We start from the raw sequence: 21,783 nt of genomic DNA, 5'->3' as shown, positions 1-21,783 counted from the left end.
TGGGGTCAGTCCCAGAGGTTCACCGGCTGCTGCGCGGCGATGCCGGCAGAGGCTTGGGTGGGGGCGTCTGGCAGGGTGACAGGGGTGCCGATCGGCAGGATGGGGCCGAGCTCGGCTAGGCCCGGGTTGGCTTCGAGCGCGGCCTCGGTGGCGCCCTGGGTGCGCCCGTAGTGCCGCAGGCAGATCCGGTCCAAGGTGTCGCCTTGCTGGGCGCGCACGACGGTGGCCATCAGATGAGCTCCACGGTGGTCCGGGCCAGGCCCAGGAAATCGCGGATGGCCCAGCGCTGATCCCGCCGGTACTCGTCGATGGTGGGTGTCTGAGCCTCGGCGTCCTTGTCGCCCTTGGCGGTGCTGTCATAGCTGCGGTATCGCTCGGCGACCTCGGCCGCGGTGGCGGCATCGATCGCGCGCAGGTAGAGGTGGGCACGCTCGCTGACGCCGTCGACCAGTAGCCCGGGCACGGCGGCCAGGGCCGCGTAGCCGCTGGTGGATTGGGCGAAACGGTAGCCGGCGAGCTCGCGGTTGACGCCGATGGCCGCGGCGATCACCGCCGCCTTCAGCTTCTCCGTGCTGACGCTGCTGTCGATCCGCAGCCGCGCGCGGACCTGGTCCAGCTCTATCGCCGGCCAGAAGGGGTCGGACACCACCTGACCGCTGGCGACGGTGCCGCCTGCAACGAATCCGCTCATGGTGCTGCTCTCGAATAGGTCGCCGGTGGTCGGGACTTCACGGTCCCAGGCGAGGCCTGGCCGATCCGCCCCGAGCCGGCGGGGTTGCGGGGGACCGCTCGGTTAGCCGCCAGGGGCGGCATGTTTCTTGGCCAGGCGCTCGGCCCGTTCCAGGTCTTTCTTGCCGCCGCAGCGGTCGTGCAAGCCGATCGCCTTGCGCAGCATCTCGATCGCCGAGACCAGTTGGCCCGGTCGGCCGGGTCGATCCTCGTCGACGTCGGCCAGCTCAGCCCGACCGATGGCCAGATAGAGCTTGGCGCGCGCCTCGTCGGGCATGTCGTGCTCATCAGTGAGCACGGCGGTGCGGACCAGGATGTCCAGGTCGAAGGGCTGGCCGGCTTTCTGCGAGGCCAGCGCGCCTTCGGCGACTTCCTCGGCGATCAGGCAGCCCGGGGTGCGCTCGAAGCGATCGGGCATCAGCAAGCCGTGGCGCAGCACGTAGGCGGCGATGTCCAGGGCGCCTGCGAACTCGCCGGCATCGATGCGCCAGATCATCACGGTGACCAGCACCTCGTCTTGGGCGCCTTTGCCGCCCTCGAGCACGCCGCTGACATAGTCGGCGTAGGCGCCGAGCAGCTGCCGCTTGAGTTCGGCCTTGGCCTGGGTGGATTGCACCTGCTTGAGTCGCAGCCGGTCCTGCAGCAGCTGGGCCAGCTGCTGCTCGTACACGGTGCGGCCCGCCATGCTGTCGGCCGGCCCGGCGGCCGCGGCGGCGAGCGCCGCTGCAGCTGCCTGGAAGTGGCTTTTCGCGGGAGAGGAGGCCATGGCTTACACGCCCGTCACGATGTTTTCGATCAGGCAGCCGAAGCCGTAGTCCTCGACCACGTAGGCGTCGTTGCTCGACTCGTAGTTCTCGATGCGGTTCTTCTCCGGCGCCTCCTTGACGAAGCGGCGGCGGCCACCAGTTTGGTAGTAGAGCGACAGGTTCTGCAGCGAGGTGATGAGCATCCCGTTGTCCGGGCAGTACGGCACCTCGACCGGCTGCAGGCCGCCCATGCGGCGCTGGGCCAGGATCACGTCGGTAGCCAGCTTCTCGGAGGCGGGCTGTTCCTTGTTCACCAGTGGGAAGTACTTGTCGTGCACCAGGTCGCGGCCGAGGATCACCACCAGGCCCGGATCCTTGCGGTACCAGGGGTCGATCAGGTTGCTGACCGCGTCGAAGACCAGGGCGTCCAGGTTGTTGTAGTCGGCGTCGCTGCCGGTACCGATCACGATCTTGCCTTCGGCCTTGCCCGACTTCAGCACGCGCTGCGGTGCATTGCTGCGGTACTGCTGCAGCCAGCCGATGTTCACGTCCTGGAGCAGCGGATTGGTGGCACGGTTGGTGGTGGCCGCGGCGCTGGTGCCGTTGAAGCCGATCATCAAGCGGTCCAGGGCCTGCCGCTTCACGATCGCGTCACGCAAGCGCGATTGGAAGTCGGGGAATTTGGCCCAGGTATCCAGCAGCTGGTAGGTGATGGCGGTGTCGAAGTCGGTCTTCTTGCACTCGTACCCGCGATTGTCGAGCGCCTGCATCTCGCGGGGTTGGCGGGTGGCGGTGCCGCTGGTGTCGGTGCGGCCAGCGATGGTGCCGGAGACGCCCAGGCCGACCTTTTCACCCATCAATTCGTCGACGGGAATGATGTTGACCTTGCTCAGGAACTCGCTCGACTCCTGGATGCGGGTCTCCAGCTTTTGCTGGACGGTGGGCGCCACGGCGAAGGTCGCCGCGGAGGAGGAGACGCCGGACAGCTTAGCGACCTGCTCCAGGTATTGGTTGAACAGCACACGGGTATCGTTACGCATGGATCTCTCCGGAAAGGTGAACGGCTGATCAGCAGTCGGTCAGGTTCTGGCCATCGCCGCCGGTAACCGGAGGGCGCTTGGGTTGGTTGGGGTCTTGGGTCTGGCTGAGCTGCAGCTGCAGGGCGGAGAAGTCGTTTTGCAGCTGCTGGTGCTTGCCGGCCAGCTCGGTGAGGGCGGCCTCGGCGCGGGTGAAGCGCTCGTCCTGCTCGCGAACGTGCTCCGCCACGGCGGTGACCGCGGCGCCGAACTGGGCGAACTCACCCTGGGTCTGCGCCTCCTTGCCCTTGAGCAGCTCCTGGACCTTGGCGAAGAGCAGGGCGCCCAGGCCAGGCTTGTCCTCGACCTCGTCGAAGGTGAGGGCGGTCTCTTCGGCCACGGTGAAGAGGTTGTCCGCGTGCAGCTTGCGACTGGCATAGGGGTTGGCAGCCGGATTGGCCGCGGCGAAGGACAGGACATCGGTGCCGAGACTGGCGGGGCTGTCGGTGATGCCCAGGCCGACCAGGTAGGCGGCGCCGGTGTCGGCGAACTTGGGCGAGATCTCGATCGAGGTGTAGATCTTCTGCTTGGCCTTGTTCATGGCCACCAGGTCGGCGGTGGGCTCGATCTGGGCGAAGAGGGCCAGCTTCTTCTGGCCGTTGATCTCGACCTCTTCGGCCTTCACCGCCACCACGTCGCCGTAGGCCTTGAAGGGGCTGTCCGCCACGCTGCTGCGGATGTGCTCCATCCAAATACGGGCGCCGTAGGTCTTGGGGTTGTAGCTGGCCGCGGCCTGCTCGATCCAGGCGCGCTCGATCTGGCGGCCATCGCTGGTGGCGCCTTCGACGGCGACACGGAAGAAGGGAGAGCGGAGTTTGGGGGTCTTGGGGTCGGCCATGCCGGGGATCCTCAGAGGCTTAGCGGGAGTGCTTGGGCGATGAGGGGCATGGTCGGGACGCGCGCGCGTCCCAGCAACGAGGGGGTTTTGTAGGCGCGCACGGTACACGGTCGCGCGCTATGGAGGAGGGGATCAGGGCGGCAGTCTGGCGGCCATGAAAAGCCTATCCGCTTCCTCGCCCCTGCCAAGCCCGGCCGAAACGCCGGCGGCCGCCCCGTCCACCGACCTGCTGATGGACGTGCGTCGGCGCGCCAAGCATCTGTACTGGATGGGCTGGCGGGTGACGGAGATCGCCGAGGCGATCGGCGAGAAGGAAAAGACCGTCCACAGCTGGAAGGCGCGGGACGAATGGGATCGGGCCGACAACGTCGAGCGGATCGGCGGCGCCCTGGAAGCGCGGCTGGTGCAGCTGATCCTCAAGGACTGCAAGACCGGGGGCGACTTCAAGGAGATCGACCTGCTCCACCGCCAGCTGGAGCGCCAGGCGCGGATCCAGCGCTTCCAGGGCGGCGGTACCGAGGCCGAGCTCAATCCCAAGCTGGACAACCGCAATGCCGGGCCGAAGAAGAAAGCCGCGCGCAACGAGTTCAGCGAGGAGCAGATCGAGGCCCTTGAAAGCGCTTTCCGCGACCAGTGCTTCGGCTACCAGCTGGACTGGTACCGGGCGGGCCAGCAGCGGACCCGGGCGATCCTCAAGAGCCGGCAGATAGGCGCCACCTTCTACTTCGCCCGCGAAGCCTTCCTGGACGCCCTGATAACCGGGCGCAATCAGATCTTCCTGTCGGCCAGCAAGAACCAGGCGCATATCTTCAAGGCGTACATCCAGGCCTTTGCGCGGGAGGTCTGCGGTGTAGAGGTGACCGGGGATCCGATCATCCTGGCCAACGGCGCCGAGCTGCATTTCCTCGGTACCAATGCCCGCACTGCCCAGGGCTACCACGGCAACTTCTACTTCGACGAATTCTTCTGGACCTTCCGCTTCGAGGAGCTGAACAAGGTGGCCAGCGGCATGGCCATGCAGAAGCAGTACCGACGGACCTACTTCTCGACGCCGAGCTCCATGGCCCATGAGGCCTACACCTTCTGGACCGGCGAGCGCTTCAACAAGGGCAAGCCCATCGCCCAGCACCTCAAGTTGGACGTGTCCCACGACGCCCTGCAGCAGGGCCGGCTCTGCGAGGACCGGATCTGGCGGCAGATCGTCACCATCCTGGATGCCGAGGCGCGCGGCTGCGACCTGTTCGACCTGGAGGAGCTCAAGCTCGAATACTCGGCCGAGGCGTTCCAGAACCTGCTCATGTGCCAGTTCGTCGACGACGGCGCGAGCATCTTCCCCCTGGCCATGCTGCAGCCCTGCATGGTGGACAGCTGGGTCGAGTGGGCCGAGGACTACAAACCGTTTGCAGCTCGACCTCTGGGCGATCGCCCGGTTTGGGTCGGCTATGACCCCGCCGAGACTGGCGACACCGCCGGCCTGGTGGTGGTCGCGCCGCCGGCGGTACCGGGCGGCAAGTTCCGCGTGCTCGAGCGCCACCAGTTCCGCGGCATGGACTTCGCCGCCCAGGCCGAGGCGATCCGCCAGGTCTGCCAGCGCTACTGGGTGAGCTACATCGGGATCGATGTCACTGGCATGGGCAGTGGCGTGGCCCAGTTGGTGCGCCAGTTTTTCCCGGGGCTGACCACCTTCAGCTACTCGCCCGAGGTGAAGACCCGCCTGGTGCTCAAGGCCTACGACGTGATCAAGAACGGCCGGCTCGAATTCGATGCTGGCTGGACCGATGTCGCCCAGTCACTCATGGCCATTCGCAAGACCACCACCGCCAGCGGCCGGCAATTCACCTACACGGCTGGACGCAACGACACCACGGGCCATGCGGATCTCGCGTGGGCCCTCTTTCATGCCCTGCACAACGAGCCGCTGGAGGGCCAGACCGGCCGCAACACCGGCGTCATGGAGATCTACTGATGAACGATTCCATCGCCCTGGCCAGCCCGGCAGCCCACGCGCCTGGCGTCGAGGCCTTTACCTTTGGCGACCCGGCGCCAGTGCTCGATGGCCGCGAGGTCTTCGACTACCTGGAGTGCTGGTTCAACGGGCGCTACTACGATCCGCCGCTGTCCCTCGACGGCCTGGCCAAGGCCACCCGTGCCAGCGTCTATCTGGATTCGGGCCTCAAGTTCAAGCGCAACCTGCTGGCCCGCACCTTCATCCCGCATCCGCTGCTGAGCCGCGCCGCCTTCGAGCAGCTGGCCCTGGACTACCTCTGGTGCGGCAACGCCTACCTGGAGCGCCGCCAGTCACGCCTAGGCACGCCGATCAGCCTGCAGCCGCCGCTGGCCAAGTACATGAGGCGAGGGGAGGAGGGCCGCTTCTTCCAGGTCAGGGGCTGGCAGGACGAACACGAGTTCGCCCCGGGCACCATCTGCCACCTGCGCGAGGCGGACATCAATCAGGAGATCTACGGCATGCCCGAGTGGCTTGCCGCCATGCAGTCGGCGCTGCTCAACGAGTCGGCCACACTGTTCCGGCGCAAGTACTACAACAACGGAAGTCACGCCGGCTTCATCTTCTACATGACCGACGCCGCGCAGAAGGAGGAAGACATCGACTCCCTGCGCAGCGCGCTGCGCTCGGCCAAGGGCCCGGGCAACTTCCGCAACCTCTTCGTCTACGCGCCCAACGGCAAGAAAGACGGCATCCAGCTGATCCCGGTCAGCGAGGTAGCCGCAAAGGACGAATTCAACTCGATCAAGAGCATCACCCGCGACGACATGCTCGCCGGCCTGCGGATCCCGCCGCAGCTGATGGGAATCGTGCCCCAGAACGCCGGCGGCTTCGGCTCGATCAAGGAGGCGGCGGAGGTATATGCGGCCAATGAGCTGGAGCCGCTGCAGGCGCGCCTGGCCCAGGTCAACGAGTGGCTGGGGGAAGAGGTGATCCGCTTCCGGCCATACGAAACGCAGCCGTTAGGCTACCCCCTCGACCGCTGATAGGCTTTGAGACGCTTTTCGAGGACCAACACAACTCCCGGGAAAAGTTTTTTCTGATAGGAAAATCTTGTGTCGCCGACATCTGGAAAAATGTAAGCATAAGATGTTTCCTTGCTTCTAGGGCTGCGAAAATCCCCAGTCCGACCTATCCAATACTCGATGCGCTCACGGACTTTGGTTGCGCAAATCCCATGATTCGTCCCGTCTGGACACACTTCATCTAGCTTCATTGTTGGTAGTACGAAGGTTGCTGCATAGCGTATATCTCCTTCGTCTTTCGTTAGGTGTCCAGAATCTTCCCACGCCCTGCTCATAGCTCGGTGGAGGTAGAGAACTGGGTCCGAGCGTCTACCAGTCGGCTGGCGACACTGTTTAGCCTCAAACGCATAACTTTTCTGGCCGACTGGCGATGGGAGGCCAACGTAAAGATCACACCGCCCGTTGCGAAGTCCGCCGCCTTCTACACCTGCCACAAATGCCTCCGCCCTTTTTGCAGTGCTGAATTCCTCCAACGCGACGCCACCTTTGGTCGCCCATGCGGCCCCAGCCAGGGTGCTTAAGCTAGCCCGCTCGTTGTACCACCAACAATTGTCCTTTTTATGGAAGTCGCAGTAGCGTTTGACCACGTCGGTCCAGCTCTCGAGCAATCTTTCGAGAGTCTGGTCATCTTCACAAACACTTACCTTTTTGAGAGTCTTGAATGTCACGGGTTTGAGTTCCTTTAGATTGGCAAGCGCTATTTCGACCGCCATCGCCATTTCTGAAGGTGTTTTTTAGAGCCTGCGTATCCCAGACGGTCGCGTCGGCATGTGTAAGGCTTTATGGATCTCCTACGGTGACTGTAGCTGTACTGCAAAAGATTACTGATTTGTTCTTAGTTTATTTCTGAAAGTCGGTCATAATCTGTGCTGGCCCTCATTTCGAGGGGGCTCTTGAAATATCAGGGTCTCCAAGAGGATGCGTGGCTGCGTCAAAAAATCTAAGTTTTCCCTGGGCTTTATATAGTCTAAAGATTCTTTCGTAGTGCGTCTTGGTTTCAATCAAAGAATGGCTATCTTGTTTTCTTAGCGAGATTGATATTGTGTCAAAGTCAGAAAGTGCTAGTTTCGCAGATATGTGAGAGTCCTGAGCGGAAAGGCCATGCCCGAAAATACATAGATGAACTTCTTCATTGGGTTTTTTTTCTAACAGCTTGGAGAGGCAGTGAAAAAGGTAAGTTGATTTCCTTATTTGTTGGTATTTTCCCGCCGAATCTCCCTCGCTTATAAATAGAGGAGGGTGTCTATTGTCTCCAATAGTAAGCAAGTTGTTTTCAGGATTTTCTGATCTTGATCTTTTTTTTGTTAAGCCTCTACTGTTGGTGTACAGATGTAGGCCGCCGTGAAGGTAGTATATAGGCGTTCCTCCTTCCCATACATTTGTATTGTATGGGTCAAAGGTCAGATCTGAGAAAAAGAGATCTTTTAGTATCCATGGGCGCTTCATAACTGCCCAGTAGAGAATCAGATCGTAGTTCGTTGTAAATACCCCCTGCTTGTACTGTAATAGGCTGCTCGCAAAGTGATCGAGTACTGGGTCGCATTGAGTCCAGCTGATGTGCACAGATTTGACAGCGCTTACTAATGCCTGGCGTATATTTTCATAGCGATCAGCCAATCCGTCCGTGGGGAGTTCCAGGATGGAATTGACTTTAAGCGCTTGGCTTAAGGTAAATAGGGCGTCTTCAAAGTTCGTCGTTTTAATAAGGTCAAAGATTCTAGCATCAGCATCTGATAGAGGGTTTTCCTTAAGCCTAAGCGCCTCTTCAAATAGTGTGGGATAGTTAAAATTATCCCAAATGGCTCGGCTACTACCGTTACCTAACAAAATTTTGTTGTGAGCTATCTCTCGCGAAAGCTCATTCCAGTTTTCTAGTTTGTCATCAGTCAATTTGTGCATCCTTGCTTGCGATTGATTTGTTGGTTTTGCCCTAAAGCTGATAAGTAAAAAGCCATCCTCTTATTTTCTTTTGAGATAAGCTGCTTGTAAATAGTCCATTTTTTATAAAATGTGGTGACTTTGATTGACGAAGCAAGTCATTTAGAGCCTTGCTTGGCGTTAGGGGGATTTCATACTTTCTGAAAAGTCGGCGTATATCTGGAAGGTTCAGGCAGATTGTGCCAGACCCTGGAAGGGCATGATTACATGGCTCTTTTGCCTCTTCTAAAACTGCAATTCCTTCCCAAAACGCCTTCAGCATATCCGGCGTCTCTGGATCGTCCCGGCCAATGCTCTCTAGCTCCGGCACGCTCAGTCCAAGGGCCTGGGATACCTGCGCAAGCTGCTCATGAATCGCGCTACGCAGTGCCCTGTCCCGAGTGCGATGCAGCTCTTTCAGCAAGGCCAGCCGGTGGCGGGAGAGGGCAATCTGCTTGCTGGCGTTCGCCACCGCGCCTGGCCGCTCGGCCACGCCCTGGGTCCAGTAGTTCCAGAGCGCGTCATCGCATTCTTCCTGGTAGCGGATGATCTTCTCGCGCAGTTCGGGGGCAACCTTGTTCGGGCTGATGGAGTAGAGCCAGGCCGGCAGCTTCTTGAGCGGCAGGCAGATCATGTTGCGGGTCTTGCCATCCTCGCCAACCGTTGGGATTTCCCCAATGGTTGAGCTGAATCTCTCGGTCAACTTGACGTATTGCGTAGGCCAATCCATCCCCATGTTGGCAACGATCGGCTTCATCGCGACATATGGCTCGTTATCCTGGCCGACCAGGATGACCGTGTCCCCGTGGAAGGGGACGGGGAATAGCTGAGGTGCGGTGTGCATGGCGTCGGCTCCTTGCCTAGATGATCGAGTCCAATTCGTTCAGCGCCCCGTCCAGTTTCACCCGGAGTGGCTCCAGCAGGCAATGCAGGTGATCGCCGCTCAGATCCCGCGCGTGGGCGACCTCCAGCAGCATCAACAGCAGCTCCAGGGCGCCGTGCAGGCTGCTCAGTTGGGACTGGGTGTGGGAGAGGGATTTGAGACCGGTTATGACGCTGGCCAGCTCTTCCAGGCTGGCGTCGAAGCCGTTGGCTTTCAGGACGGCGTCATCGAGGCCGCGGAGCAGATTGAAGCGAGAGTGCAGATCGTCCAGACGTGACAGTGCATTGAGTTGCATGGCAATAGCCCCTTCCATAGTCATGAGCCGCCGCCTGACGCCAATCAGGGAGGGCGGAACCGTGCGGGTTGGCGTACCGGGGAAGGACCGGCGAGCCCGAAGGCTCCCACGCACGGCCCGCCCATTACGGGCACAGCCATGCTGCGGACACAAAAAAACCGCTCAAGGGCGGTGTTCGTATCCGCCTTCCTATCCGGGACGCCAATCCCAGGCCGCTGAATTTGCAGCGACGCAACCATCGTAGGGCTCTGGGTGTATGCGGTCAACCACGATGGCTTGCAGGGGCAGCTATGGTGATTTCCACCATAGCTGGATGGGTGATGGTTGAAAGCCAACCGTGGTGGAAATCACCTCAGTTGTTGGGTAGCTGTGACCATCATCGTCATAGCGCTGCCAACACTTCGGATCGCGAGCCTGTCATGGCCAACGTGAGGCCCCAGGCGGTGAGCTACAGCGAGGTCAGCACCCAGCGCGCGCCGTCGTCCCCCCGCCACGCCTGCGAGCTAAATGTGTCCCTTTTTCCGCAGCCCTGCAGGGCGCTCCGCTTCACGCCGCTGCTGGGCTGGATGAGGATTTTGCGTTTGCCTTTTTCCCTGCGAATCCCTGCACCGGTCACTGATTAGTGGACGGCTTGGTATTAGCCCCATGCTGACGACCTGGCGCAGGTAGTCAGCGGCCTTCTCCATGTAGCAGATGTCGAGAATCTGATGCTGATAGGCGTCGTGAAACGCAGAACTTCCGTTGGGAGCGACGACTGTGATGCAAACAAGTGGCGCACGAGCCCGCTCAAGTACATAGACGGTCGCTGCGACCTGATAGGACGGTGGGAAAAAACCCTGAACGTAAGAGGTGAGTCTGGTTTCGACGGAGGGATCCATGTGCGCGCTCATACAGCTTTGCCATAGGGAATTTTGTCATCACACCTCACGTTCGGCTCAAGCGTAAGCGGCGTCGATGGGCCAGTTTCCATATGGGGTATCCAGGGGCGTTACTTGCGTTACCTCCCAGATGCTTGAGGCCTGGAAGCCTTGCTGGGCCTAGCTTCGCGGCGGCATTTGCCTGCGTAACCCAGCCGTTACCTCTGCCGTTACTTTTATGTAAGTCATTGATTTTTAAGTATTTATTAATTCTAAAAAGTAACATTAGGGTTCCGTTACTTAGGAACGGTGAAGTAACGGAAAAGTAACAGCAGTCGGATTGGCTGAAAGCCTTGCAGGACGAGGCTTAGCGCGGTGAAGGGCGTCCAGGTAACGCAAGTAACGCCATTCCCTTGGCCGAACATAAATCCGGGATCTAGCCTAATAGGCACGCAAAAAGCTCTGGCGCTCGCCCTGACGCTTTCGCACGTTCGTAGGCGCTCACACACCCGCATTCAGGCCTTGGCTTAGGCGTGATGAATAGGCTGGATTCGGGGCTAAGAAAGGGCAAAGAGGCGGGGCAGGGAGAAGGCGTTGCTACAAATTTGCTACGAGACGAGCCGGAGGGCTCTGGAGCCCACGCCAGCTGGGCGTTCCAGCTTCAGTCGGCCCGATCCATCATGGGCGTCACGGAAAGTCGGCGGGACGGCTCAGGGCGCGTGGTTGCTGGGTTTGAGGCGGTTTCGGCACGTCTGTTCTAGGCTCGTTTTGCTACCTTTCAGCCGATTTTCGCAGCCGGGTTACTACAGCGTAGCAATCGCAAAAGGTCAGGTAACAAGTTGGAATGGAGATGATAACGTCAGCCCGCCGGAAGTACGGAACGCTGGCTATACAGCCCACTCCACATAGTGAGGGATGAAGGTCGAGTCTATCAGGAAAGTTAGGCATCCGACGGGAAGCCGACCGCCAGATCAACGAGCCACCGCCAGCATGCTGTTCTTTGTGGCGTTGGACTTTTTATATCGCCTCCTTGGGAATATCGCTGAAGAGCAGTGCAGAAATTAGAGCTGAAGAAAACGAAAAAACGCCTGATAGAAGCATCAGGCGTTTTTATCGACTCGAATTGCTATGCCGTCACCCTGATTCGTTCAGGCTGGCGAACCCGGCCTGACTCTAGCCTTGCAGTTCCCGCCGAACGATGTCTGCGCCAGCGCTCAAGGCGTTCAATTTTCCCCTTGCCACTCTTCGCGACAGCGGCGCCATGCCACAATTGGTGCACGGATAGAGTTTGTCTGTAGCAACGAATTGCAACGCTTTCCGCAGGGTTTGCGCGACCTCCTCGGGCGTTTCGACGGCGTTGGTCGCCACGTCAATGGCGCCCACCATCACTTTCTTGCCGCGGATGAGTTCGATCAGCTCCAGGGGAACGCGCGAGTTATGGCATTCAAGGGAGACGATGTCGATCTTGGATTTCTGCAGCTTGGGAAAGGCTTCTTCGTATTGCCGCCACTCCGAGCCCAGGGTCTGCTTCCAGTCGGTATTGGCCTTGATACCGTAGCCGTAGCAGATGTGCACCGCCGTCTCGCACCTGAGTCCTTCGATCGCGCGCTCCAAGGCGGCGACTCCCCAGTCGTTGACTTCATCGAAGAAGACATTGAACGCCGGTTCATCGAACTGGATGATGTCGACGCCCGCCGCTTCCAGCTCCCTGGCTTCCTGGTTCAGGATGCCGGCGAATTCCCAGGCCAGTTTTTCCCGACTCTTGTAGTGATCGTCGTAGAGGGTATCGATCATGGTCATCGGGCCCGGTAGCGCCCACTTGATCGGCTGTGTCGTTTGCTGACGGAGGTATTTGGCGTCTTCGATGAATACCGGCTTCCGGCGTTCGACGGCTCCCACTACCGTAGGTACGCTAGCGTCATAGCGATTACGAATTCTGACGACCTCGCGCTTGGCGAAATCGACACCGCTCAGGTTTTCGATAAAGGTAGTGACGAAATGCTGGCGGGTTTGCTCGCCATCGCTGACGATGTCGATACCAGCCTGCTGCTGTTCAAATAAAGACAGGCGTAGCGCGTCCTGTTTGCCTTCGAGTAATTCCTCGCCTTCCAACTTCCAGGGTGACCAGAGCGTTTCCGGTTGGGCGAGCCAAGAGGGCTTGGGCAGGCTTCCTGCGGTGGAGGTGGGTAACAGCTTCTTCATTGGTATTGGCCTTGTGCAAATATTTAAAAGGAAGAGGTGGCAGACCACTGCTCAAGCAGGGATCGATAGGGTCTGATGAAATGCTCTTCAGTGAATTTTCCTTGCTCTATCGCCAGTTGGCTGCGCTCTTCCCGGTCGTATAGGATTCGGGTCAGCGAGTAATCCTGATGCCTCAGGCTAGGGCGATACAGGTGGCCCGCGACCGAGTTCGCGTTGTAGATCTCAGGCCGATAGATCTTTTGAAAGGTATCCATGGTGCTAATTACGCTAATGAGTTCCGGGTGCGTATAGTCGTTCAGCAGGTCACCTGAAAAATAAAAGGCGAGAGGCGCAACGCTATTGGGTGGCATGAAGTAGCGCACCTTCAGTCCCATTTTTGCAAAATACTCATCGGTCAATGAGTATTCGTCTTGCCGATACTCGACGCCGAGCACTGGGTGTTGATTTTCCGTGCGCTGATACAACCGGCTGGTGGAGACGCTGAGGCAGACGATTGGCGGTTTGCTGAAGTTGGCCTTGTAGGCGCTTGAGCCTACGAAGTCTTTGAATAATTTTCCATGTAGTTCGCCAAAATTTTCTGGGGTACTGAAGCCTTCTCTGTCCCTGTTGTGCTCGGAGAGCAGGATGCTGAAATCGTAATCACGCACATAGGACGAGAAGTTGTTTCCGGCTACGCCTTCTATGCGCTCTTCGGCGTGCCTGTCCAGGATGTTGGTCTTCAGGATTTCGATCAAGGGGATAGTGGCTTCGCCACCTGTGCGGTCGAGCCTCACTGCGACGGAGATGATGTCGAGCTCGATGCTGTATCTGTCCCCTTGCGGATTGTCCCAGTCAGCCAGGGAGTTGAAGCGATTATTCATCATCTTCAATGTGTTTTTCAGGTTCTCCTGGCGATTGTCACCTCTCGCCAGGTTGGCGAAATTAGTGGTGATGCGGGTATTTTCCGAGGGGCGGTAGCGCTCGTCGAACGGTGTCTTTTTAATTAAATAATCGAAATTATGGCTCATCGCCAAATCGCTCCTTCTCAAACTTCAGGCAAAGAGCATCCGGTTGCCGGCATTGTCGTCATGATTCATTGCCGGAACTGGACTGACTAATATGAGCACTCAGTCTATTTCAGCGGTGACGCTATAGATAATGAATTGATTTCAAAAAAACTTTAGCGGGACTCATGATTAGGCGCAGGGCCGGATCGCCTGTGAAGCGCTTCGGCAGGCACCCTCACTAGGCCGACGTTTTCTCGGCCGGCTGCTGCCACTCCCGCTCCACCATCCGCTTCGCCTTGGCTCTATTCCGGTGTCATAGCCGCCGCGGCTCGCTCTGGTCGCCTGCGTTATGCGGTGACCGAGCCCTGGGCCAGCTTGGTCTCCAAATTCAGGCGGCTACCAGGATCCGCTGCGCCTGGTTAAAGCCGAAGGGGAGGCCTTGGCGTAGGGAAAGGACCCGCCGCAGATGCGTTCCAACGCTGGGCGCCTTTGGTCATAGGCGCTCCGGCAAACCTCAGGTATCCATCCCTTGACCACCTTTACACAAGCCTACATGCCAATCCGTAGCTGCCCCGCCGGGCGAACGGCTAGCATGCGCATCCAGATCGTCCGACTGTTCAGGTAGCCCCGATGTCGCTGTCATCCGAATCCCCGCGCTGGACCTCGCGCATCCTGCTGGTGGATGACGATCCGTTGATCCGCGAGTTGATTTGCGGTTACCTGGCGCGCTTCAGCATTAGTGCCCGGGGCGTGGGTAACGGCCTAGAAATGCGTCGGGCGCTGGCGGGGGAGGCCTTCGACCTGGTGGTGCTGGATCTGATGCTGCCGGGGGAGGATGGGCTTTCCCTCTGTCGTTCGCTGCGGCGCGACAGTGGCATTCCCATCCTGATGCTGACCGCCCAGTGCGAGCCGGCGGATCGCATCATCGGCCTGTAGCTGGGCGCCGACGACTACATGGCCAAACCTTTCGAACCGCGGGAGCTGGTGGCACGGATCCAGTCGGTACTGCGGCGGACCCAGGAGGGGCAGGTGACCCAACGCAAGGCGCCGCGGACCAGTGTCAGCTTCGATGGCTGGAAACTGGATGGTGTCCTGCACCAGTTGCATTCGCCCGCCGGGGTGATGGTGCCCCTGTCCAATGCCGAGGTGCGGCTGCTTTGGGTCTTCATCGAGCAGCCGCGCCAGGTGCTGAGCCGTGAGCAGTTGCTCGATGCCACCCGGGGACGGGCGATCGAGGCCTTCGATCGCAGCATCGATCTGCAGGTGTCGCGGCTGCGCAGCAAGTTGGGCGACGATCCCCGGGCGCCGCAGTTGATCAAGACCGTGCGCGGCGAGGGCTATCTGTTCGATGCCAGGCAGATAGGGCACTAGCCATGCGCCGCCTGGATACCTTGTTCGCTCGGCTGTTCGGGGTCTTTCTGCTGGCCATCTTGCTGGGCCATCTGCTGGCCTTCTTCTGGTTTCGCCATGGCCTCGGCGAGCGCCCGCCGCCACCTCCACCGCCCATGGAAGGCGAGGCCGCCTTCGATCGACCATCGCCGCCTGGGCCTTTCCCCCATCGGGAGCCCGGCGTGTGGCAGCGCATCGAGTGGTTCCTCGGCGGCCCCTTGATCTTCCAGCTGGGCTCGCTGGTGATCGCGGCCTGGCTCGGGGCGCGGCTGCTGACCCGGCCGCTGCGCCAGTTGACCGAGACCGCCGAGCACCTGAGCCATAACCTCGACGGTTCGCCCATTCCCGTCAGCGGCCCCTGGGAGACTCGCGAGGCCGCACGGGCGCTCAATCGCATGCACCAGCATCTGCTCGAACAACTCCAGCAGCGCGGGCGCATGCTCACGGCCATCTCCCATGATCTGCGCACGCCCCTGGCGCGGGTGAAGCTGCGCATCGAGGATATCGACGATCCGCGCCTGCATGCCCGGGTCAGCCAGGACGTGGACGACATGATCGAGTTGCTCGACGGCACCCTGAGGTATCTGCGCGAACAGCACCGCCAGGAGCGTCCCATCCTCTGCGACGTCCAGGCGTTGGTCGAGGCCATGGCCGAAGATGCGGCCGAGGAGGGCGCCCAGGTCGCGGTCCAGGGAGGTTGCCAGCCGCTGAAGGTGGCGCCCATGGCGTTGCGCTCCTGCCTCGGCAATCTGCTGCAGAACGCCCTGCGCTACGCCGGCCAGGCGGAGATCCAGTTGAGCGAACAGCCGGAGCGGCTGATCATCTCCATCCTCGATCGCGGCCCTGGGATACCGGCCCAGTATCGTGAGGCGGTGTTCGAACCCTTCTATCGCCTGGAGGGCTCGCGCAACAGATCCTCCGGGGGGACCGGGCTGGGGCTGGCCATCGCCCGGGAAGCGGCGGCGCACATGGGGGGCGAGCTGACGCTTGGCGAAACCCCCGGTGGCGGACTGACCTGCCAGGTGGTGCTGCCGCGCCCCTGATGTATCGCCGGGCATACAAAGTAGCCAAATGGCCGACATCCAGGCGGCGGATACTGGTAGGTGCGGAACACCGATGTCCGCATTTCCCAGGAGAGATATCCATGATCAGCGGAATAGGCAGTGGCTACTCCAGCTACTACAGCAGTGCCAGCGCGATCAAAGGCACAGCCACGACAGCGTCCGGCAACAGCGTCAGCGGGGGTGAAGACGGCAACCCATTGAAGAAGCTGTTCAGCAAGCTCGACAGCGATGGCGACGGCGCCATCAGCAAGAGCGAACTCACCACCGCCGCCAGTGCGGCGAGCGATACCCAGACGGCTACCGACGAAAGCGGCGATATCGACGTCGACAAGTTGCTCGGCATGCTGGACCAGGATGGCGATGGCAGCGTCGGCGAGAGCGAATTTGCCTCGGCCTTCGCACCGCCGCCGGGTGCCCCTGGCGCTCCCCAGGGGCAGAGGGGCACGGAGGAATCCAGCGATTCCAGCGTCGCGGGGCTGGGCGGTTCAGCGCGCCCGCCCATGCCTCCACCGCCGCCCCAGGGTACGAGCGGGCAAGGGGACACCGAGGCCGAGGCTAGCACTGGGACGGCGTCGAGCCCCTATGCGCAACGGGTTCAGGCGGTATTGCGCCAGTACCAGAGCATTGGCAGCAACGGCACCAGTAGCGCCACGGGCAGTACCTTGAACGTCGCTGCCTGAACGTAGGTCGATAGCGCAGGGCAGGGCGGCCAGGGGCCGTCCAGTCTGCACCCACTCAGGCTTCACGCGACTCCTTTCTCCGCGCCGCTCCCCGTGAGGGGTGAACCCCTTACCCTTCGGCACCAGGCCCCTGGGTGCCGTCAGCTGGCTGCATCCCGGGCTAATTTCTTAGCTGTTTCAAGATGTTGCCATCACGGCTTGGCTTTGGATTCTCGCGGAAACGTTATGATATAACGTGCGCCTTCATTGGCTTGGCCGATACCTAGGTGTTAGCAGCGGGTATCGGCGTTTTCGCTTTGCTAAGGACTGTCATGCTTTCATCCCGCCCCCTCCGCACGGCCCTGACCGCTTCGGCCTTGGCCACCCTGGTCGCGTTCGTGCCGACCCTTTCCAGCGCTCAGGAACGCGTCTTCGATGTGGTTGGCCCCTTCGAGATCGGTGGTCTGGACCCGTCGATTTCCGGCTTCGTCTTCCAGCGCATGCAGATCGCCGAGACCCTGCTCGAAGCCGATGGCCAGGGCAAGCCGATCGCTGGACTGGCAGAGCGCTGGACGGAATCGGCAGATGGCCTGACCTGGCGGCTCGCCATTCGCCAGGGGGTGAAATTCCATGACGGCAGCGACCTCACGGCGGAAGCCGCGGCCGCTGCGCTCAATGCGGCACGCGGCAAGCCCGGAGTACTCAAGCAGGCAGGCATGGAATTGGTCACTGCCGAGGGTAACGAGGTGGTGATCCGCCTGGCGAAACCCTTCAAGCCCTTGCTGGCCCTGTTGGCGCATTCCTCCACCAATATCCTGGCGCCCGCCGCCTATGATGCCGATGGCAAGGTGCAGAAGATCATCGGCACGGGACCGTACCAGCTGACCCTGCTGGAGCCGCCCCAGCGTCTGGCCGCCGAGCGCTTCGCCGGCTACTGGGGCACCCAGCCGGAGATCGCCAAGACCACCTACCTGGCCGCCGGCCGCGGCGAGACCCGCACCCTGATGGCTGAAAGCGGCGATGCCGAACTGGTGTTCCAGCTCGATCCGCCCAGCATCGCTCGACTCAAGCGCTCCAGCAATCTCAAGGTACTGATCGAGCCGGTTCCGCGGGTGGTGTTGCTGACCCCCAACTCCGGCGCTGGCGCCACCGCGCCGGTCGAGGTGCGGCAGGCGCTCAGTCTGGCCATCCAGCGTGAGGGCGTCGCCGCCGCCGTGTTGCGCGCCCCGGGTACCGGTGCGACCCAGCTGTTCGCCAAGAACGTGCCCGCCTGGCATGACCCCGAGCTGGCGCCGCTCGCCTATGATCCGGCGGCGTCGCGCAAGCTGCTGGCCGGCCAGGGCTGGACTGCGGGAGCCGATGGCATCCTGCAGAAGGACGGCAAGCCGCTCAGGCTCAAGCTGCTGACCTATTCGGATCGTCCCGAGTTGCCGCTGATCGCTACCGCCCTGCAGGCGCAGTTGCGCGAAGTGGGCGTGGACGTGGAAGTCGCAGTGCAGAACTCCAGCGCCATCCCCGCCGCCCACAACGACGGCTCGCTGCAGCTGGCGCTCTACGGTCGCAACTTCGCACTGGTGCCCGATCCCCTGGTCACCCTGCTCAATGACTTCAGCCACGGTGGCGCCGAATGGGGCCCGCTGGGGTGGCAGAATCCGGCCTTCGATCAGGCCTTGGCCGCGCTGCTGGCCAGCGATGATCCGGCCGAGCAACAGCGTCAGCGCTACGCCGCCATGGCCCAGGTGCAAAAGGACCTGCCGGTGATCCCGGTGGCCTGGTATCGCCAGACCATGGCCGTGTCCAATGCCGTCCAAGGCGCCGCCATCGATCCCTTCGAGCGCACCTTTGGCCTGAGCAAGATGCGGTGGAGCCAATGACCCGCCTGCTCGCCTTTCGCCTGCTGCAGGCGGGCCTGGTCGCCCTGCTGGTCGGGGGGCTCACCTTCCTGTTCATGAACCTGCTGCCGGGCGACGCCGCCTACCGCATCGCCGCCGGACGTTACGGTTACGACCTGGTGGATACCGCGGCGGCCGAGGCCGTGCGGGCCGAGCTCAATCTGGATCAGCCGCTGCTGTGGCGCTTCTTCGCCTGGATCGGCGATCTGCTGACCCTGGATCTCGGCCATTCGCTGGTCTCCGGCAAGCCGGTGATGGATGTCGTCGCCCACGAACTGGGCAGCTCCATCCGCCTGGCCATTGGCGCCGTCTGCCTGTCGCTGCTGCTGGGGCCGCCGCTGGGCGTGGTGGCCGGTCTGCGTCCGGGCAGCCTGCTGGACCGCGGCCTGCTGCTGTTGACCACCGCGATCCGCGCGCTGCCGCAATTCGTCCTGGGCGTTATCTTCGTGCTGTTGTTCGCCATCTCCTGGCAGCTGTTCCCGGCGGCCGGGCACGGCACCTTCTGGCACAGCGTGCTACCCACGCTGACCTTGGCCCTGGGGCTGGCCGCCGTGTCGTCCCGGGTCGCTCGGGATGCCACCGTGGAGGTCGCGGCCTCCGCCTATTACAGCTTCGGCCGCCTCAAGGGCCTGAGAGGCGCCGGGGTCTTCCTGCGCCACGGCCTGCGCAATATCGGCGTGCCGGTGGTGACCTACCTGGGCGTGCAGCTGGTGTATCTCATCGAAGGCGTGGTGGTGGTGGAGACGCTGTTCGCCTGGCCGGGCATCGGTCACGGCCTGGTCCACGCCATCGTTCAGCGCGACGTGCCCATGGTGCAGGGCACCGCCCTGGCGATGGGACTGCTGTTCGTCATCCTCAATACCCTGGTCGATCTCGCCAATCATCTGATCGACCCGCGCGGGAGAAACGCATGAATCTCGACGCTACCGCTGCCCTGGCGGCGCCTCCAGTGAAGTCTTCCGCGCGCGGACTGGGCCTGGCTCTGCTGGCCGCCTTGATCGCCTTCGCCACGCTCACTCCGCTGCTCTGGCAGGGCGACATCGCCCGCCAGGACTATATGGCGATCCTCGCGGCACCCAGCAGCGCCTATCCCCTGGGCACCGATCACCTGGGTCGTGACATGCTGGCGCGGCTGTCGGTAGCCATCCGCTTCTCGCTGGGGCTGGCCTTCATCAGCGTCTGCACCGCCGCCATCCCGGGCGTGCTGATGGGCATCCTGGCCGCCTGGAAGGGCGGGCTGGTCGACAAGCTGCTGGGCGGACTGGCCGAATTGTTCCTGGCCCTGCCAGGCCTGCTGCTGGTCCTGCTGATCGTCGCGGTGTTTCCCGGTTCCTTCGTCGCCCTCTACAGCGCCGTGGCCCTGGTGCTGTGGGTGGAGTACTTCCGTATGACCCGCGCGCTGTCGCGCACCGTACTGGCCTCGCCGGCGGTGGCCGCCAGCCAGCTGCTGGGCTTCGGGCCGGTCTACATCGTGCGCCGCCATCTCTGGCCGCAACTGGCACCGGTACTCCTGACCATCGCTGCCTTTGGCGCCGCCTCGACCATCATGGCCATCGCCGCCCTGGGCTTCGTCAGCATCGGCGTACGGCCGCCCACCGCCGAGCTGGGGCTGATGATCACCGAATTGCTGCCTTATTACGCCGAAGCGCCGCTGGTCATCGCCCTGCCGATCCTGGCGATCTTTCTGACCGTGCTGTCGCTGCTGCTCATCACCGGAGGCCGCAAGCCATGACCGCCTTGCTCACTACCACGGCACTGGAGATCCGTACCGCCGAGGCTCAGTTGGTGGAACCGCTGTCCATCCGCCTGGCGCCGGGTCAGGTGCTGTCCATCATCGGCGAGACCGGCTCGGGCAAGAGTCTGTTCGCCCAGGGGGTGGTCGGCAACCTGCCGGCAGGCCTGCAGGCCCATGGGCAGATAGCGCTGGCGGACGGCTTCAGCGAAGAGGGCCGCCAGGACGGTCGCCGCCAGCATTGGGGCAGGGGGCTGGCGGTGCTGCCCCAGGAACCCTGGCTGAGCCTGGACCCGACCATGAAGGCCCTGTCCCAGGTCACCGAGACCTATACCCAGGTGGTTGGCCTCAGCCGTGCCGAAGCCCGCGCCAAGGCCAGCGCGGATCTGGCGCGCCTGGGTCTGGCCGGCGCCGAGCGCAAGTATCCCTTCCAGCTGTCCGGGGGCATGGCCCAGCGCCTGGCCTTTGCCGCTACCCATGCCGGTGGCTCGCCGGTACTCATCGCCGACGAGCCCACCAAGGGCCTGGATCGCGATCGCATCGACGAGGTGATCGACCTGCTCAAGGCCATGCTGGCCGAGGGCGGCAGCCTGCTCATCATCACCCACGACCTGGAAGTCGCGCGCCGGCTGGGTGGCGAGGTGATGATCATGCTCAAGGGGCGGGTGATCGAATCGGGCACGGCTGAGCAGGTACTGGGCCAGCCGCAGCATGCCTATACCCGCCAGTTGCTGGCTGCCGATCCCGCGCAATGGTCGAAACGTGCCGCGCGACCGCTCGCCGATGACGCCGTGGTCGCGGTGGAAGGCCTGTCCGCCCAGCGCGGCGGCAAGCAGCTGTTCGAAGAGCTGTCCTTTACCGTCCGGCCCGGCGAGATCCTCGGCGTGACCGGGCCGTCTGGCTGCGGCAAGTCGACCCTGGGCGACATCCTGCTCGGCTTGGCCGCGCCCAGTAGCGGGGCGATCCGGCGCCAGCCTGGTCTGAGTCGCTGCGCTTTCCAGAAGCTGCACCAGGACCCGGTGGCCGCTTTCGCGCCCTCGGTGACCCTCCGTCAATTGCTGGCGGATCTGGTGCGGCTGCATCGCCTGGAGGCGGCGCGGATTGGCCGGCTGATGCAGCGCCTGCGGCTCGATGAGCGGCTGCTGGATCGCTTGCCCGGCAACATCTCCGGCGGCGAATTGCAGCGTTTTTCCCTGCTGCGCGTGCTCTTGCTCGATCCAGCGCTGATCTTTGCCGACGAACCCAGCTCGCGGCTGGATCTCATCACCCAGCAGGAGATGATCGAGCTGCTGGTCGAGACGGCTGAGGAATCCGGGACCGCCATCCTCCTGGTCAGCCATGACGAGGACCTGGTGGAGGCCGTCGCCGATCGGCGCATCCACCTCGGCACCCACACCAGCCCCCTGCAGGACCAAGCGCCGGCACGGGAGCAGGGCAGCCGCCTGGCTGAATCTCTGACCTGAGATCAGGGCCCGCACGGGGGTGCGG

Annotated in this window: 18 protein-coding genes and 1 pseudogene; 9 read left to right on the top strand and 10 right to left on the bottom strand. The window is 62.1% G+C overall.

What is annotated here, in order from left to right:
* Positions 1-5: 5 nt before the first annotated feature.
* From V6W80_RS11095 to V6W80_RS11075, 5 genes are all read right to left on the bottom strand, one after another.
* Positions 6-230 (bottom strand): tail protein X, encoded by a 225-nt coding sequence (locus tag V6W80_RS11095; protein ID WP_338547115.1) that lies wholly within the window; start codon positions 228-230, stop codon positions 6-8.
* A complete protein-coding gene (locus V6W80_RS11090) occupies positions 230-691 on the bottom strand; it encodes a head completion/stabilization protein (RefSeq protein WP_338547113.1) in 462 nt (153 codons plus the stop codon). The genes V6W80_RS11095 and V6W80_RS11090 overlap by 1 nt, the downstream gene beginning before the upstream one ends.
* Before the next feature lie 102 nt (positions 692-793).
* Positions 794-1,495, bottom strand: coding sequence for a phage terminase small subunit (gene gpM, locus V6W80_RS11085; protein ID WP_338547111.1), 702 nt, complete (start codon positions 1,493-1,495; stop codon positions 794-796).
* Positions 1,496-1,498: 3 nt separating this feature from the next.
* The gene (locus V6W80_RS11080) at positions 1,499-2,515 is read right to left on the bottom strand and encodes a phage major capsid protein, P2 family (RefSeq protein ID WP_271654855.1); all 1,017 of its coding nucleotides are present in this window, start codon (positions 2,513-2,515) and stop codon (positions 1,499-1,501) included.
* A 28-nt stretch (positions 2,516-2,543) separates the two neighbouring features.
* Positions 2,544-3,389, bottom strand: a complete 846-nt coding sequence (locus V6W80_RS11075; RefSeq protein WP_338547109.1) for a GPO family capsid scaffolding protein — start codon at positions 3,387-3,389, stop codon at positions 2,544-2,546.
* A 232-nt stretch (positions 3,390-3,621) separates the two neighbouring features.
* Here V6W80_RS11075 and V6W80_RS11070 point away from each other — a divergent pair, with 232 nt between their 5' ends.
* Both V6W80_RS11070 and V6W80_RS11065 read left to right on the top strand, forming a co-directional pair.
* Positions 3,622-5,355, top strand: coding sequence for a terminase ATPase subunit family protein (locus V6W80_RS11070; RefSeq protein WP_338547407.1), 1,734 nt, complete (start codon positions 3,622-3,624; stop codon positions 5,353-5,355).
* The gene (locus V6W80_RS11065; RefSeq protein WP_338547107.1) at positions 5,355-6,380 is read left to right on the top strand and encodes a phage portal protein; all 1,026 of its coding nucleotides are present in this window, start codon (positions 5,355-5,357) and stop codon (positions 6,378-6,380) included. The genes V6W80_RS11070 and V6W80_RS11065 overlap by 1 nt, the downstream gene beginning before the upstream one ends.
* 915 nt (positions 6,381-7,295) lie before the next feature.
* On the opposite strand, the gene V6W80_RS11060 is transcribed toward V6W80_RS11065, so the two are convergent.
* The 5 genes from V6W80_RS11060 to V6W80_RS11040 all read right to left on the bottom strand — a co-directional run bounded on the left by V6W80_RS11060 (position 7,296) and on the right by V6W80_RS11040 (position 13,580).
* A complete protein-coding gene (locus V6W80_RS11060; protein WP_338547105.1) occupies positions 7,296-8,309 on the bottom strand; it encodes a DUF4917 family protein in 1,014 nt (337 codons plus the stop codon).
* 40 nt (positions 8,310-8,349) lie between these two features.
* Positions 8,350-9,180, bottom strand: coding sequence for a phage antirepressor N-terminal domain-containing protein (locus V6W80_RS11055; RefSeq protein ID WP_338547103.1), 831 nt, complete (start codon positions 9,178-9,180; stop codon positions 8,350-8,352).
* A gap of 16 nt (positions 9,181-9,196) precedes the next feature.
* Positions 9,197-9,514, bottom strand: a complete 318-nt coding sequence (locus V6W80_RS11050; RefSeq protein ID WP_007162900.1) for a DUF1484 family protein — start codon at positions 9,512-9,514, stop codon at positions 9,197-9,199.
* A 2,030-nt stretch (positions 9,515-11,544) separates the two neighbouring features.
* Entirely contained in the window at positions 11,545-12,573 is a 1,029-nt protein-coding gene (locus V6W80_RS11045; protein WP_338547102.1) for a methionine synthase, read from the bottom strand.
* Positions 12,574-12,596: 23 nt separating this feature from the next.
* Positions 12,597-13,580 carry a DUF1852 domain-containing protein gene (locus tag V6W80_RS11040; RefSeq protein WP_338547101.1) on the bottom strand — a complete coding sequence of 328 codons (984 nt, stop codon included), beginning with the start codon at positions 13,578-13,580 and terminating at the stop codon, positions 12,597-12,599.
* A gap of 609 nt (positions 13,581-14,189) precedes the next feature.
* Between V6W80_RS11040 and V6W80_RS11035 the strand changes: the two are divergent.
* From V6W80_RS11035 to V6W80_RS11005, 7 genes and pseudogenes are all read left to right on the top strand, one after another.
* Positions 14,190-14,930, top strand: a pseudogene (locus V6W80_RS11035) (response regulator).
* 2 nt (positions 14,931-14,932) lie between these two features.
* Positions 14,933-15,991, top strand: a complete 1,059-nt coding sequence (locus V6W80_RS11030; protein WP_173147501.1) for an ATP-binding protein — start codon at positions 14,933-14,935, stop codon at positions 15,989-15,991.
* Between the two features lie 101 nt (positions 15,992-16,092).
* On the top strand, positions 16,093-16,692 hold the full coding sequence (locus V6W80_RS11025) for an EF-hand domain-containing protein (protein ID WP_257706048.1): 600 nt from the start codon (positions 16,093-16,095) through the stop codon (positions 16,690-16,692).
* 311 nt (positions 16,693-17,003) lie between these two features.
* Positions 17,004-18,545, top strand: a complete 1,542-nt coding sequence (locus V6W80_RS11020; RefSeq protein WP_338547099.1) for an ABC transporter substrate-binding protein — start codon at positions 17,004-17,006, stop codon at positions 18,543-18,545.
* Positions 18,542-19,477: an ABC transporter permease gene (locus V6W80_RS11015; RefSeq protein ID WP_064308691.1), complete on the top strand. Its 936-nt coding sequence runs from the start codon at positions 18,542-18,544 to the stop codon at positions 19,475-19,477. Before V6W80_RS11020 ends, V6W80_RS11015 begins: the two co-directional genes overlap by 4 nt.
* Positions 19,474-20,295, top strand: a complete 822-nt coding sequence (locus V6W80_RS11010) for an ABC transporter permease (protein ID WP_173147495.1) — start codon at positions 19,474-19,476, stop codon at positions 20,293-20,295. The genes V6W80_RS11015 and V6W80_RS11010 overlap by 4 nt, the downstream gene beginning before the upstream one ends.
* A complete protein-coding gene (locus V6W80_RS11005; protein WP_338547097.1) occupies positions 20,292-21,758 on the top strand; it encodes an ABC transporter ATP-binding protein in 1,467 nt (488 codons plus the stop codon). Before V6W80_RS11010 ends, V6W80_RS11005 begins: the two co-directional genes overlap by 4 nt.
* Positions 21,759-21,783: the final 25 nt, after the last annotated feature.

Source organism: Pseudomonas benzopyrenica (assembly GCF_036884265.1).
Classification (GTDB): Bacteria; Pseudomonadota; Gammaproteobacteria; order Pseudomonadales; family Pseudomonadaceae; genus Chryseomonas; species Chryseomonas benzopyrenica.
The sequence above is the reverse complement of the archived record's forward strand: the minus strand, read 5'-3'. Positions and strand labels throughout refer to the sequence as shown.

Bases quoted from the DNA above. Each gene is read 5' to 3' on its own strand.
- V6W80_RS11095 (WP_338547115.1), bottom strand. From the start codon at position 230: ATGGCCACCGTCGTGCGCGCCCAGCAAGGCGACACCTTGGACCGGATC.
- V6W80_RS11090 (WP_338547113.1), bottom strand. From the start codon at position 691: ATGAGCGGATTCGTTGCAGGCGGCACCGTCGCCAGCGGTCAGGTGGTG.
- gpM (WP_338547111.1), bottom strand. From the start codon at position 1,495: ATGGCCTCCTCTCCCGCGAAAAGCCACTTCCAGGCAGCTGCAGCGGCG.
- V6W80_RS11080 (WP_271654855.1), bottom strand. From the start codon at position 2,515: ATGCGTAACGATACCCGTGTGCTGTTCAACCAATACCTGGAGCAGGTC.
- V6W80_RS11075 (WP_338547109.1), bottom strand. From the start codon at position 3,389: ATGGCCGACCCCAAGACCCCCAAACTCCGCTCTCCCTTCTTCCGTGTC.
- V6W80_RS11070 (WP_338547407.1), top strand. From the start codon at position 3,622: ATGGACGTGCGTCGGCGCGCCAAGCATCTGTACTGGATGGGCTGGCGG.
- V6W80_RS11065 (WP_338547107.1), top strand. From the start codon at position 5,355: ATGAACGATTCCATCGCCCTGGCCAGCCCGGCAGCCCACGCGCCTGGC.
- V6W80_RS11055 (WP_338547103.1), bottom strand. From the start codon at position 9,180: ATGCACACCGCACCTCAGCTATTCCCCGTCCCCTTCCACGGGGACACG.
- V6W80_RS11050 (WP_007162900.1), bottom strand. From the start codon at position 9,514: ATGCAACTCAATGCACTGTCACGTCTGGACGATCTGCACTCTCGCTTC.
- V6W80_RS11045 (WP_338547102.1), bottom strand. From the start codon at position 12,573: ATGAAGAAGCTGTTACCCACCTCCACCGCAGGAAGCCTGCCCAAGCCC.
- V6W80_RS11040 (WP_338547101.1), bottom strand. From the start codon at position 13,580: ATGAGCCATAATTTCGATTATTTAATTAAAAAGACACCGTTCGACGAG.
- V6W80_RS11030 (WP_173147501.1), top strand. From the start codon at position 14,933: ATGCGCCGCCTGGATACCTTGTTCGCTCGGCTGTTCGGGGTCTTTCTG.
- V6W80_RS11025 (WP_257706048.1), top strand. From the start codon at position 16,093: ATGATCAGCGGAATAGGCAGTGGCTACTCCAGCTACTACAGCAGTGCC.
- V6W80_RS11020 (WP_338547099.1), top strand. From the start codon at position 17,004: ATGCTTTCATCCCGCCCCCTCCGCACGGCCCTGACCGCTTCGGCCTTG.
- V6W80_RS11015 (WP_064308691.1), top strand. From the start codon at position 18,542: ATGACCCGCCTGCTCGCCTTTCGCCTGCTGCAGGCGGGCCTGGTCGCC.
- V6W80_RS11010 (WP_173147495.1), top strand. From the start codon at position 19,474: ATGAATCTCGACGCTACCGCTGCCCTGGCGGCGCCTCCAGTGAAGTCT.
- V6W80_RS11005 (WP_338547097.1), top strand. From the start codon at position 20,292: ATGACCGCCTTGCTCACTACCACGGCACTGGAGATCCGTACCGCCGAG.